This window comes from Odoribacter lunatus, from assembly GCF_943193135.1.
GTDB lineage: Bacteria > Bacteroidota > Bacteroidia > Bacteroidales > Marinifilaceae > Culturomica > Culturomica lunata.
Genome location: NZ_CALPCZ010000017.1, coordinates 41,981 through 55,539, shown reverse-complemented (window position 1 = coordinate 55,539; position 13,559 = coordinate 41,981). Strand labels below are relative to the sequence as shown.

10 protein-coding genes are annotated in these 13,559 nt (G+C 44.6%); 5 read left to right on the top strand and 5 right to left on the bottom strand.

The window, feature by feature from the left end; translation table 11 throughout:
* From NFR61_RS07740 to NFR61_RS07730, 3 genes are all read right to left on the bottom strand, one after another.
* Positions 1-343 (bottom strand): hypothetical protein (locus tag NFR61_RS07740; protein WP_251622513.1); only part of this gene is annotated, 343 nt, incomplete at its 3' end.
* A gap of 424 nt (positions 344-767) precedes the next feature.
* Entirely contained in the window at positions 768-1,691 is a 924-nt protein-coding gene (locus tag NFR61_RS07735; RefSeq protein ID WP_251622511.1) for a diacylglycerol/lipid kinase family protein, read from the bottom strand.
* Positions 1,666-2,979 carry a UDP-glucose dehydrogenase family protein gene (locus tag NFR61_RS07730; protein ID WP_251622510.1) on the bottom strand — a complete coding sequence of 438 codons (1,314 nt, stop codon included), beginning with the start codon at positions 2,977-2,979 and terminating at the stop codon, positions 1,666-1,668. Before NFR61_RS07730 ends, NFR61_RS07735 begins: the two co-directional genes overlap by 26 nt.
* A gap of 99 nt (positions 2,980-3,078) precedes the next feature.
* On the opposite strand from NFR61_RS07730, the gene NFR61_RS07725 reads away from it, so the two are divergent.
* The 5 genes from NFR61_RS07725 (at position 3,079) to rd (ending at position 11,357) form a co-directional block, all read left to right on the top strand.
* Entirely contained in the window at positions 3,079-8,526 is a 5,448-nt protein-coding gene (locus NFR61_RS07725; RefSeq protein ID WP_251622507.1) for an alpha-2-macroglobulin family protein, read from the top strand.
* A 4-nt stretch (positions 8,527-8,530) separates the two neighbouring features.
* Positions 8,531-9,382, top strand: a complete 852-nt coding sequence (locus NFR61_RS07720; RefSeq protein ID WP_251622497.1) for an alpha/beta hydrolase — start codon at positions 8,531-8,533, stop codon at positions 9,380-9,382.
* 264 nt (positions 9,383-9,646) lie between these two features.
* Entirely contained in the window at positions 9,647-10,201 is a 555-nt protein-coding gene (locus tag NFR61_RS07715) for an FUSC family protein (RefSeq protein WP_251622495.1), read from the top strand.
* A 130-nt stretch (positions 10,202-10,331) separates the two neighbouring features.
* Positions 10,332-11,168, top strand: coding sequence for a PepSY-like domain-containing protein (locus NFR61_RS07710; protein ID WP_251622493.1), 837 nt, complete (start codon positions 10,332-10,334; stop codon positions 11,166-11,168).
* A 24-nt stretch (positions 11,169-11,192) separates the two neighbouring features.
* The gene (gene rd / locus NFR61_RS07705; RefSeq protein ID WP_251622491.1) at positions 11,193-11,357 is read left to right on the top strand and encodes a rubredoxin; all 165 of its coding nucleotides are present in this window, start codon (positions 11,193-11,195) and stop codon (positions 11,355-11,357) included.
* A 51-nt stretch (positions 11,358-11,408) separates the two neighbouring features.
* On the opposite strand, the gene NFR61_RS07700 is transcribed toward rd, so the two are convergent.
* Both NFR61_RS07700 and NFR61_RS07695 read right to left on the bottom strand, forming a co-directional pair.
* Entirely contained in the window at positions 11,409-12,089 is a 681-nt protein-coding gene (locus NFR61_RS07700; RefSeq protein WP_251622489.1) for a queuosine precursor transporter, read from the bottom strand.
* A 1-nt stretch (position 12,090) separates the two neighbouring features.
* Positions 12,091-13,536 (bottom strand): glycoside hydrolase family 125 protein, encoded by a 1,446-nt coding sequence (locus NFR61_RS07695; RefSeq protein ID WP_251622481.1) that lies wholly within the window; start codon positions 13,534-13,536, stop codon positions 12,091-12,093.
* Between the last annotated feature and the right edge of the window lie 23 nt (positions 13,537-13,559).

The window sequence follows — 13,559 nt, the reverse complement described above, 5'->3', positions numbered from 1 at the left end:
AGGTGTAATTGCCGCCTTCATTCCCGGCTTGGGGCGTAGCTTCGTGTCCTGCACGGGCAAGATAGCCGTGATGCCAGGATTCGGTGGCGCCCCGCTTTTTGTATTTAAGGAACACCCACGCAGCGTCCCAGTTGAAATCATCCCGCCACGAATTATCCCATGAAACATTCACTTCCACAAAAGCCGTATCGCCGACGATATTGACGACACGGGGTTTACTTGCTACCCGGATATTATTACCGAGAACAGGCGGGGAAAAGACACCGAAAAGAACCATTACGGAAAGGAATACCCATGACCTCCGTAAATACCGCATTCCGGCACACTTGATTAATTTTTTCATATCAAGAAATTACTTAGCACCTTGAAAGCTCCCGGAAAGGTGGGTTTATAACAAAAAGAAAGCGTGGGAACTTTAGTTTATCTGCCTTATGGGTCTGGACTCCCTGTACAAAAATAAACAGTTACCCACACTTGACCGGATATATAATATGTATATACGGCAAACGTGAACGTTTGTACTGTTATCCCTTTGTACAAGAAATTGTCCAGATTTCTAAGGCAAGGATAAAGCTAAACGCTTCAAAATAATATTTCAATTACGGCAGTTCTCTCTGCCACAACAGGACAAATATAAGGAAAAAATTCAAAAAGCAGAAAAGGTTAAAATGGTCGATAGAGATGTGAAATCCATACGAAAGTATATAGAAATCTCCTCATAATCCATAGGATTCCTTTCTATAAGCTATGTTCTAAACCGATAATTTTTACCGGGAGAATTTAGGGACGACGACTTTGAGGACGCCGGGCTGTATTTTGGCGCATACGGGTGAGGACATGACTGTCGCTTCTCCATCTATGTGCACATGGGAGATGTCCCCCTCGATGATGACTTCCCGACACTGGATGTTTTTGTAATAACTCAGTCTGTCGATTTTGCCGTTCATGAAGCAACACAGAAAATAGAATACTTTAAACAGATTCGGCCGCCGCAACAAACATACATCCATTAATCCGTCCCGCAAGGAGGCATGGGGAGCTATGCAAGCGTTGTTACCGAATTGAGAGCTGTTTGCCAGGCTGAGAATAAAACATTTTTCTTCGTGTACTTCCCGGTCACAGGTTATCCGGTAGTTTTTAGAGGTGTAATTAAACCATAGTTTGAGTCCTGCCCATATATAGGAGATGATTCCCCTGACCCGGAAACGGTTAAATTCATGAGCTACTTCGGCATCATAGCCCACTCCGCTTACATTCAGAGAAGGAATGCCGTTTATTTCCAACACATCTATCCGGGCATAAGCGTGCGAAAGTACCTGCCTCAATGCTTTTTTCATGTGAACGGAGTAGCCCAGATGCCGGGCAAATCCATTTCCACTGCCTAAAGAGACGATAGCAAAGGCAACCGATGTTCCCATAAGCGCTGTTCCGACTTCATTGACTGTTCCGTCCCCTCCTACCGCAACGATATGGGTATATGTTCCTTTTTGTAAGGCTTCCTGAACGATTGTCCGGGCATGTCCCGCATATTCCGTGAAACGGATGTCATACGCTACATCCCGATATTCCGGCAATTCCTTTATTTTGTCTGGCAATTTTTTCCCCGCTCCGACGCCGGAAATCGGATTGACGATAAATAATAAATGCCACGCCGCTTTGTTCTCCCTATCTTCCGATTCCATAGTACACATAACCGAACTCTTTCATCTGTTCAGGACTATAAATATTACGCCCGTCAAATATCACTTTTTCTTTCAGGGCTTTTTCTATATAGGTGAATTTAGGTACTTTGAATTCCTGCCATTCCGTCACGACTATCAAGGCATTCGCCCCGTTCAGCGCTTCATACATGGTCGGCGCATATTCTATTTTATTGCCGATCCGACGGCGGCATTCTTCCATGGCCACCGGATCAAAAGCGCATACCGTAGCACCCGCTTCTATCAATTTGTCTATCAAAACCAGTGCAGGTGCCTCACGCATGTCATCCGTCGCCGGCTTAAACGCCAATCCCCACAAGGCAAAACGCTTGCCCCGAATATCCTGCCGGTAGTGTTTCATTACTTTATCGAAAAGTATTCCTTTTTGTTTTTCATTGACACGTTCAACGGCTTTCAGTACTTCCATACCGTATCCGTAACGATCGCCGGTTTTTATCAGTGCTTTTACGTCTTTCGGGAAGCAAGAACCTCCGTAACCGCATCCCGCATTCAGAAATTTCTTGCCGATACGGGTATCGCAACCGATGCCTCTTTTTACCGCCTCTACGTTTGCCCCGACCAATTCACACAGGTTTGCCACATCGTTCATAAAGGAAATACGGGTTGCCAGCATGGAATTGGCGGCATATTTCGTCATTTCCGCCGACGGTATGTCCATCACCAGCAACGGTATATTATTCAACAGGAAGGCATGGTAGAGCCGTTCCATTACTTTTTTCGCTTTTTCCGATTCCACTCCGACAACAATCCGGTCGGGAGCCATAAAGTCGTTTACGGCGTCCCCCTCTTTCAAAAATTCAGGGTTGGATGCTACGTCAAACTCCACTTGTGCATTCCGTTTTGCCAGTTCCTGCGCCACAGCTTCCTTTACTTTAAAGTTCGTGCCTACGGGGACCGTGGATTTTGTCACAATCACAGCGTAGTGGTCAAGTAGTTGTCCTACTTCCCGGGCTACCCCCAATACGTAACTCAAATCCGCACTTCCATCTTCATCCGGAGGCGTCCCCACTGCAATGAATACGGCATCCGCATCTTTTAAGGAGTCTTTCAATGAAGTGGTAAAGAACAGACGGTTATCCGCCCGGTTTTTCGCTACCAGTTCCGCCAGTCCGGGTTCGTAAATCGGAATTTTCCCGTCATTTAATACCTTTATCTTTTCTTCGTTTACATCGACACATGTAACGGTGACACCTGATTCTGCCAAACAAGTTCCGGATACTAACCCGACATATCCCGTACCAACAACTGATATTCTCATGGATTCTATTTTTATAATCGTGTACAAAAATAGAAAAAATCTATAATTTTGCCGTTCGTATATTTCGCTTTTAATTTCGTTTTTAAATTCTATATTATCATGCGATTTAATAAATATTTTTTCTGTTATTGCTGCCTGGTTATTTTTTTGTCGGTTTCTTGTATATCCAAGAATAAGCAATCGGCTGCAACTAATAAATATATTTACAGCCACACCGCAGGTACGATTCTTTCGGGTACCCCTGTCCGTATCTGGCTGGAAGGTACAGCCAAGAGCGAATTTCAGAGCGGAGAGGTCCTCCCCGCTTCCGTTTTACAGTTTTCTCCCGCAGTGAAAGGGCAACTGACGCTGTCCGACGCTTCGATGCTTGAATTTATTCCCGACCAACCTTTCAAAAACGGACAGGCTTATCAGGTGAAATTTCATCTGGGAGTGATTATGGATGTTCCCCAAGAGTATCAATATTTTGAGTTTCCCCTTCAGATTACGGAGTTGCAGGCATCGTTTACTCCCGGATTCCTGATTTCGGAAAATAATGATACACTTTCTTACGAAGCAACGATTGTGACTTCCGATAATACGGAACCGAAAAAGGTTGAAAACAGTGTATCCGTACAATGGAAATCATCCGGCTTAAAGCAGGAATGGCGCCACCAGGGGAATAATCATACACTTAAAATCAAAGGTATAGCCAAGAACGAACAGCCTGCCTCCCTGAAATTGAAGTTCGGCAAATTAATCAAGAATTACGAGGAGTTTGAGATTCAGATTCCAGCTATCCAGCAATTCGGTATTCTGGATATGCGTCTCAATCAGGATGACCGTAATTCCGTCCGGATTGATTTTTCGGAAGCTATCTCCGCCGAACAGGATTTAAACGGGCTGATAAGTATAGAGGAAGTGGATGACATCCGCTATAAGATTTCCGGCAATACTCTTTTTCTTTATTTTACACCGAAGGAAGACCAAAGTGAATTGCATGTTACCGTGCACCCGGGGATTCAAAATTCAGAGGGTGTGGCATTAAGTGAAAGCGATAGCCGGGTAATTGCTTTGCCTTCGGACATGCCGGCGGTAAAATTCATCGGGAAGGGGGTGATTGTTCCCGCCGATGGAGAATTGCTCATTCCTTTTTCCGCCGTCGCGTTAAAAGCCGTCGATATTCAGATTATCAAGGTATTCCGTCAGAATATGAATTTTTTTCTCCAGGAAAACAATTATACGGGTGAAAGTGATCTTATGCAGACGGCCCGTCCTGTTTTCCGCAAAAAGATTGATTTGACGAAGGAGCATGAACATCTGAATCTGAACCGCTGGAATGATTTCACCATCGATTTGTCGAAATTGACCCAGTTGGAAAAGGGTGTTATTTACCGGGTGGAAATCCGTTTCCGCAAATCTTATACGACACTGGCGTGCGCTTCGGACGGAGAGGATGACGCCGATTATTATACGCAGAACTGGGACGGAGACAGTTACTATTATGACAGATATTATTATCCCCGCAATTATCAGTGGAACGAACGCAATAATCCCTGCAGCGATTCCTATTATACGGGAAGCCGTTTTATCAGCAAAAATATTATCAACACGTCGTTGGGTATTCTAGCCAAAAGAAGTACCGACAATAAATATTTCGTCGCCGTCAATAATATCGTTACCGCCGAGCCGGTCGGCAATTGTGTAGTGAGCGTATATGATTACCAAAATCAAAAGCTTGATTCCGCCGTAACGGATAAGCAGGGCTTTGCTTACCTGAATCCCGGCAGTAAAGGGTTTATTGTTCAGGCTGCCAAAAATAACGACCGTGCCTGGCTGAAAGTATCGGATGCCAACAGTCTGTCGTTAAGCAATTTCGATGTGGGAGGCGAGAATGTACAATCCGGGCTGAAAGGTTTTATTTACGGTGAACGCGGCGTATGGCGCCCAGGTGACAATGTTTATCTCTCTTTTATTCTGGAGGACAAACAGCATGTTTTGCCGGCAGGCCACCCCATTACGGCTCAATTAATCGATCCGAAAGGGAATTGCGTGGAAACCCGCCAAAGTACGACGTGCAGCTCTCCTATTCATACCTTTAAGTTTTCTACTCCGGCAGATGCTCCGACGGGTTATTGGAAAGCCCTTGTTAAAATCGGAGGTTCGGTTTTCTCCAAAACTTTGCGTATCGAGACAATAAAGCCAAACCGCTTGAGCATTCATATGCTCTTCCCGGAGGATGATATTGTCGGCAAAGGGGCGGGCTCGTCTGTTATTCAAGTAAAGAGCCGCTGGCTGAACGGGGCTTCCGCTCCCAACCGGAAAGCGATTACGGAAGTACGGTTATATACCGCGAATTATAATTTTAAGAATTATCCCGATTATTGGTTCCAAAATATCACTTCGGGATTTGAGCCTTATGTGGAGACGCTGTTCGACGGGACGACGAATGCGGCGGGAGATTTCTCGTTTGATGTGAATCAAATCAAAACAGAGAATGCGCCGGGTATGCTCCATGCCACGTTTACGACCCGTATTTTTGAGGACGGCGGGGATTTCAGCATTTCAAGCCAATCAGTCAAATATTCGCCTTATTCACTATATACCGGCATCCGCTTGCCGGATACGGATGACAACTGGTTCCCGACCCAAGAGAATGTGAAGTTAAACGGGGTTGTGCTTCGGCCGGACGGAGAAAAGACAACGACCCGGACAACCGTGAATATCCGGGTGTACAAAACAACCTGGCGCTGGTGGTGGGATGCCGAGAATAATTCCCCGGGGGCTTATATCAACCGCTCTTTTGACAATCTGGTGTTCGAGAAAAATGTAACGGCTGTCAATGGCAGTTTTTCCACCGACCTGCATATCGGGGAGTATGGCCGTTATTGCATTATCGCAACCAATAAAGCATCGGGACATACCACGAGCAAAATCGCCTATTTCGGTTCGTGGGTGAATAGCGAAAACAGTGAAACCGCCACGGTGCTGAACCTTTCCACGGATAAGAAATCTTACAAAACGGGAGAAAAAGTGCGTATCCGGATTCCCTCTTCCCGACAGGGTGTTGCTATCGTGAGCCTCGAAAACGGGACCTCTTTTAAGGATATCCGCCGTATCGAGACACAAGAAGGTACGACTTGGTTTGAGTTTGAGGCGACCAGCGGTATGTGCCCGAATGTGTATGTTTTTGTCACGTTGATTCAACCGCAAGAACAACGCGACAATGACCACCCTATCCGTATGTACGGTATTCTCAATATCAATATAGAGGATCCTTCTCTTCACCTGAAACCTGTTATTAAGTTACCGGCGGAATTGCGTCCGGAAGAGGATTTCCGAATTACCGTCAGTGAGGAGAACAAGCAAGAGATGGATTATACCGTAGCTATTGTAGACGAAGGCTTGCTTTCCATTACTTCGTTCCGTACTCCCCAGCCGTTCCCTGCATTTTATGCAAGAGAGGCTTTGGGTGTCCGGACTTGGGATTTTTATGATTTTGTCTTCGGCGCTTACGGTGCACGGCTTGAAAAGGCTTTTGCCATAGGTGGCGACGAGGCGATAAAGTCTATGCAAGACGAAAAGAATAATCGGTTTAAACCGGTCGTACTGTTCAAAGGCCCTTTCCATTTGAAAAAAGGCGAGAAGCAGACGCTTACTTTCCGTATGCCGGAGTATATCGGAGAAGTCAGAGCCATGGTCGTTGCCGCTACGAATGAGGGCCAATACGGTTCCACCTCCGCATCGGCCTTGGTGAAAAAACCGCTGATGCTTTCGGTTGCCCTGCCCCGTACTTTTACACCCGGCGATACTCTTGATATTCCTTTGACTGTTTTTGCCATGGATAACAGTATCCGACAGGTGGATGTCGAATTGACGACAAATGATAAAATCAAGGTACTCGGCCAAACAAAGCAACAAACAAGGTTCCCGGAGAAAGGGGAAAATCTGTTGTGGTTTAAATTGTGTGTACAGGAAACTACGGGGACAGCTACCCTGCAATTCACCGCCCGCTCGGAGAAGGAACAATCCGTATTGAAAGAACAAGCCGAGGTGCGTGTTCCCAATCCCCCGATTACGGAGGTACAATCCCGTATGCTGAAGCCCGGCGAGAGTTATGAGTTCAAAGCTTCCGTTGCCGGCGCTAACCCGCAAGCTACGTTGGAGATTACGACAATACCTCCGCTTAATCTGGCTGAACGTCTGGAGGAGCTCATTACTTATCCGCACGGTTGTGCCGAGCAGATTACGTCGGCTGTATTCCCGCAACTGACGCTGAACCAACTTGTCAATTTGACACCCAAACAAAAAGCGCAGATTGAGGAGCATGTGAAGACTGTTATTAACCGGCTCAGCCTGTACCAAACGAAAGAGGGCGGTTTCGCTTACTGGCCGGGAGAGCCCTATACGTCCGAATGGGTCAGCAGCTATGTCGCCCATTTTCTGCTCACCGCCCAACAATTGGGCTATAAGGTGCCAGCTTCGCTGTTACAAAATGATTTGAATTATCTGAAGACGGCTGCCAACCATGCCCGTATCGGCAGTGCTTATGACGCTATGAATCAAGGCTACCGCCTGTATGTACTTGCTTTAGCCGGGCAAGCCAATCTTGCCGCTATGAACCGGATGAAGGAAGTTACGCCGATGGACAATACGGCTGTGTGGCTGTTGGCGTCGGCTTATGCCGTAAGCAATCATCCGAACACGGCCCGCAATCTTGTCCGGAATATTACGACGGAGGTGGCTCCTTACCGTCAAACAGGGTATACTTTCGGCTCCACAACGAGAGACCAGGCGATTATGCTTCAGGCTATGGTACAGCTGGATATGCCGAATGAGGCTTTCCGGATGTTGGAAAAAATATGTACATCCCTTAGTTCCGATGAGTGGATGAGTACACAAACCACGGCTTTCGCTTTATTGGCTGTATGTGATTACGTTCAACATTTTGTAGGCAAATTGGACGATGTGGATTTGTCGATAAAAGTGAATAATAAAACGCAAAAAGTGATGTTGGAGCGTACTGTTTACCAACAGGAAGTTCCCATTACCAAGGAAAAGGCAGCCGCAGAGGTTACCAATAAGAGCCAAAGCCAGGTGTATGCCCGTCTGATTTCTTCTTCCGCTCCCTATCATGTAGTGAGCAAACGCCTGATGTCGGGTCTGAATATGCAAACCCGTTATTATGACGGTGCAGGTCATCCGATTGACCTGACAGAAATAAAACAGGGTACGGATATTACGGCGGAAATCAGTATTCAAAATACCGGTATCACCGGTACCTACCAGAATCTCGCCCTATCCTATCTGCTTCCCTCCGGCTTTGAGATTATCAATGACCGGCTGACAGGTAATATCACCGCTTTTAAAGAAGCGGATTACGCAGATATCCGGGACGACCGCTATTATATTTATTTTGGTCTGAAACAAGGACAAACGAAAATTTTCAAATTCCGCTTCAATGCGGCTTTCCCCGGTATGTTCACTCAACCCGCCATTACCTGTAATGCGATGTATGACAATACAATTGAAGCGGTACTACCCGGAGGAAAAGTAATTATTCAATAAAGATATGAGAACACGTTTTTTAGGATTTATTCTGTTGTTGTCTGTTTGCCTGTCTGTTCAGGCACAAAATGTTGATACTATCAATATTTACAGTCCATCCATGAATAAGGAAATTAAAAATGTCCTTATTCTGCCGGAAAGCTACGGAAAGGATAAAAACCGGACTTACCCTACCGTTTATCTGCTGCACGGTTTCGGCGGCCGCTATGATACGTGGCTTAAAAATGTTCATACCAATCTTCCCGAATTGGCCTCCCTTTATAATGTTATCATTGTATGTCCCGACGGTGCCAAAAGCTGGTATTGGGACAGCCCCGTCAATCCGGAAAGCCGGTATGAGACTTATGTCAGCCAGGAATTAACAAATTATATCGATGCCCACTATGCAACCGGCAAGGTAAGGGAATCCAGGGCTATTGCAGGATTCAGCATGGGCGGCCACGGAGCTTTGTGGCTTACTTTCCGCCATCCCGATATTTTCGGTGCCGCCGGTTCCATGAGCGGTGGCGTGGATATACGCCCTTTCCCGAACAGATGGGATATGAAACAACAATTGGGAGAATATTATAAAAATCCGGAGAGCTGGGATGCGCATACCGTTATAAATCAAATCCCCTATCCTGCCCCGTTAGGACAACCCGCACTTATCATTGATTGCGGAAGCGAAGATTTTTTCTATGAAGTGAATAAAGCATTGCACGAAAAGCTGCTTTATTATCATATTCCCCATGATTTTATTATCCGACCGGGTGCCCATAACGGGAAGTACTGGAAGAATGCCATAGAGTATCAATTGCTTTTCTTTCATAATTATTTCAAGAAAAACGGCTCTATAGCCGAATTACCCCAAAGATAGCCATAAGACAAGCGGTAATAAGACACCCAAGAAAAGAGCCCCAAAGGTTTCCCCCTTGCGGCTCTTTTCAAAGATATTAATCAACAATTCAGTACTTATGATGAAACAAAAATAGTACTGATTCAGCTGTCGTACAATCCCCATTTCAAGGTAAAAAACAAAGTTTTTTATTCGCTTGTCTCCTTATATATGGGGAGCTACATTTTCCAAGGTCATGCAACTAAAGTATGTTTCATCCGTATTATCAGCATCAAGTTTTAAATTATGCACTTACAAGAAATTATTCAACGTATACACCCCGGTATAGCCGTATTAAAATGCACGGCTGTGCTGTTAGCCTATTTTTTCGGCTCATTTGTCACCAAACGTCTCCATGAACAATCTGGAGCTATCGGTGCGATTCTGGCCTGTACCTCCGCTATTGTTGTATTGCAGGAAAGGGATTTAAAGAATTCGCTCCATACCGGCTGGCTTCGGGTTTTAGGAACTTTTATCGGTGCTTTTATCGCCTGGATTTACCTAACTTTATACTCTTTTTCCGTTCCCGGCATGCTGCTTGCAGTCTTCATTGTGGAAATTATCTGTATGGTCATAAAAGTCCCTGATAACGGCAAAATGGCCACTATTACGCTGGTTATTATTTTAATTACCAGTCTGGAATATCCTCATTTACCACCGTGGGAAAACGGTCTTTTACGTTTCAGTGAAGCAGCCGTCGGGGCCGGCATCGGTATTTTTATGGTCTGGATAGAATATCTCCTGCTGGAACTCAAGAATTTCTGGAAGAATATTATTCATCCTTCCCAAAATGAAAAATAGTTCCCGCAATCCGAATTGTTCAATTTTTTCTAAATTTACATCCCCAAAATGTACAAGAAGTATCTTACAGAACAATATCCAGAATAAAACGTAATAAAATAACAAAACAATAACTAATGCAACAAAAACTATGAAACTGAAATTTTTATTATTAGCTGTAATTTTGGGCTCATTAAGTCTCTTTGCCTGCAGTGATGACGACAATTACAAACCTACCCAAGAATTAGAAGAAGCTCTCGCAGCAAAATACCCCAATGCCACCCGGATATCCTGGGAAAAGAAAGGTATTTATCGCGTCGCCGAATTTCGGCTTAACAATCAAGAAGTACACGCTTGGTTTGATCATTCCGGCGGATGGTATATGACCGAAACAGAACTTAAAACCATTGCTGCCTTACCGGCAAAAGTACAAGAAGGATTCAGAAACAGCGAATACGCTGCATGGAAAGTGGATGACGTAGACAAAGTGGAACGGCCGGACAGTGAACCCGTCTATATCATTGAAGTAGAACAAGGCAAACAGGAAATAGATTTGTATTATTCGGAAGAAGGTATTTTGGTTAAAACCGTAACCGATGACCATTCCAAACCCGAAGACCATCTGACCAATAATCTTCCCGTTTCTGTAAAGAGTTTTATACAAGAGCATTATCCGAATGCCCGCATTATCGAATACGAAATCGAAAACGGCAATTTAGAAGTAGACATTCTTGACGAAAACAACAAAGCCAAAGAAGTCGTTTTCAATAATAAAAATGAATGGGTGTATACCAAATATGAAGTTCTTCGCTCAAACGTGCCCCAAAATGTAATGGATGCTTTATCAGCCTCTCAATACAAGGATTATGCGATTGACGATATTGACTTCTATGAAACACCGGCAATTTCCTATTACCGTTTTGAACTGGAATCGGGCAACAAAGAGGTAAAAATAGATATCGACACAACCGGAAATATCATGCAATAATTCATTATCTCTAAATCTTACATCATGAAAAAATACATCTGCACAGTATGTAATTATATCTACGATCCGGCCGTAGGAGATCCGGATAGTGGTATTGAACCGGGTACTTCTTTTGAAGACCTGCCGGATGATTGGGTATGTCCCTTATGCGGAGTCGGGAAAGAAGATTTTGAACCCATAGAAGAATAAAATCAAAACCGTGTCGAAAATATCCGACACGGTTTATTTATACATTTTTTATCACACGTCCTTTACCTTCAATACATTATACGAAATATCCGTATCGTATACATCCGTACCTTCCACCTTTTTTATCAGACGCACGACTCTGATTGTCAGCGGTAATACCAATACTTCGTAAAACGATTTCAAAAGAGCCTGGGTAAATATCATGACTAACAATTCCCTTACCGGAATAATTCCTCCAAAAGCAATCGGAAAAAAGAGGATAGAATCCGCACTCTCTCCCGCTATTGTTGAAACAATTGCCCGCAAAGAAAAATGGCGTCCCCGGGAAGCTATTTTCATCCGACTCATGATATAAGCGTTCAGAAAAGAGCCGACCAAAAAAGCACAAAGACTGGCAACCACTATACGGGGTGCCATGCCAAAGACAAAATTAAATCCCGCCTCTCCCGTCCAAAAAGACGCCGCAGGAAGCATTATGGCCAATTGAGCAAAAGCCACGACCAAAAAGTTCATGGCAAATCCTGACCAAATAACCAACCGTGCTTTTTTAAATCCCCAAACCTCCGCGATGCAATCATTGATAATATATGATACCGGAAAAACAATTAACCCGGCCGTAGCCGTAATCCCTCCAACCTGTATAACTTTCGTTTCCAAAAGATTGGACGTAATCAGGCATACATTGAAGAGTACGCCTAAAAGCATAAAAGGGACTGTGACTGTTTTCTGCATCCTACAAACTATTCAAGAGGCCAACTTTTCCCTCGTTCACTAATTTCAATATCAATTCTCCGAAAAGCGTATTCGCCCATGCAAACCAACGACGGGTATATTTGGAGGCGTTATCCTTATGGAAAGACTCGTGCATAAATCCAGTATTTCCATCCGTATCCCGAAGCATACGAACACAATTCCGGATTTCCGCATCATCTTTGCTTGTTATAGCTTTCATTATTAAACTCATCGGCCACACCATATCGTATCCGATATGAGGTCCGCCTATCCCCTCACCTGCACTTCCTTTGAAGAAATACGGATTGCTGTCACTCCATACCATACGACGGGTGTTTTTATAAACCTCATCATTTTCAGACACACATTCCAAATAAGGCAATGCCAAAAGACTAGGTACATTCGCATCATCCATAAAAAGCGTATTACCAAAACCATCCGCTTCAAAAGCATATACTTTGCCATGTTGAGGATGACGAGCTACCGCATATTTCCTGACAGCCTGCTCTACTTCGTCCGCCAATTCTCTGCACCGTGCTGCCGATTCTTTTTCCCCAATCACTTTATCCCATATTTCGGCCAATTGCCGCAAAGATTTTACAGCAAATAGATTAGAAGGTATCAGGAATCCCAAATCCGTAGAATCGTCCGAAGGCCGGAAACAAGAAACAATCAAACCGACCGGCTTTACCGGCTGTCCCCAACCGTCACAGGTTAAGGTGTCCGATTTCCTTTCCGTACGTCTCTGAAAACGATAGGGTCCCTTATCTTTCTTACGCTGCTGTTCCGTAAATGTCTGATAAATCAACTGTGCCGCCCGTTGCCATTCCTTATCAAAAACGGAAGTATCCCCCGTTGTTTTCCAATAATTATAAGCCAATCTGACCGGATAACATAATGAATCCACCTCCCATTTCCTTTCATGTATATAAGGCTTCATCTCCGTCAAATCAGATTTCCATTCACTAGACTCCGCCCCATGCGTAAAGGCATTGGCATAACGATCAAGCAAAATACACTTGGTCTGCCGATTTATCACGCCGGCAATCAACAACCGCAGTTGCTCATCTTTCTTGCACAACGGCAGATAAGGCCATACCTGTGCACCGGAATCCCGCAACCACATCGCATTGATATCTCCTGTTATCACAAATGTGTCGGGCCGCCCGTCTTTCATCTGAAAATCAACAGTCGTATCCAATGTATTGGGAAAACAATTCTCAAACATCCAAGCCAGCTTCGGATCCGTCAATTGCTTTTTTACCGACTCAATGACCTCTTCCACGGCCTTGGACATAAAACGCCGGTTTGCCGGCAAAGGACGGTTACTGACAAATTCTTTTTCACCATTTATTGCTTGTGCTACCGCCTTTAGAGGCGTAGTACCCACTGCGGCCGCCATCATCGCCAAACCGCCTTTTTTCAAAAAATCTCTACGGGATACCATACTTTATAAATTACATACACCAT

Bases quoted from the DNA above. Each gene is read 5' to 3' on its own strand.
- NFR61_RS07720 (WP_251622497.1), top strand. From the start codon at position 8,531: ATGAGAACACGTTTTTTAGGATTTATTCTGTTGTTGTCTGTTTGCCTG.
- NFR61_RS07700 (WP_251622489.1), bottom strand. From the start codon at position 12,089: ATGCAGAAAACAGTCACAGTCCCTTTTATGCTTTTAGGCGTACTCTTC.
- NFR61_RS07735 (WP_251622511.1), bottom strand. From the start codon at position 1,691: ATGTGTACTATGGAATCGGAAGATAGGGAGAACAAAGCGGCGTGGCAT.
- NFR61_RS07710 (WP_251622493.1), top strand. From the start codon at position 10,332: ATGAAACTGAAATTTTTATTATTAGCTGTAATTTTGGGCTCATTAAGT.
- NFR61_RS07725 (WP_251622507.1), top strand. From the start codon at position 3,079: ATGCGATTTAATAAATATTTTTTCTGTTATTGCTGCCTGGTTATTTTT.
- NFR61_RS07695 (WP_251622481.1), bottom strand. From the start codon at position 13,536: ATGGTATCCCGTAGAGATTTTTTGAAAAAAGGCGGTTTGGCGATGATG.
- NFR61_RS07730 (WP_251622510.1), bottom strand. From the start codon at position 2,979: ATGAGAATATCAGTTGTTGGTACGGGATATGTCGGGTTAGTATCCGGA.
- NFR61_RS07715 (WP_251622495.1), top strand. From the start codon at position 9,647: ATGCACTTACAAGAAATTATTCAACGTATACACCCCGGTATAGCCGTA.
- rd (WP_251622491.1), top strand. From the start codon at position 11,193: ATGAAAAAATACATCTGCACAGTATGTAATTATATCTACGATCCGGCC.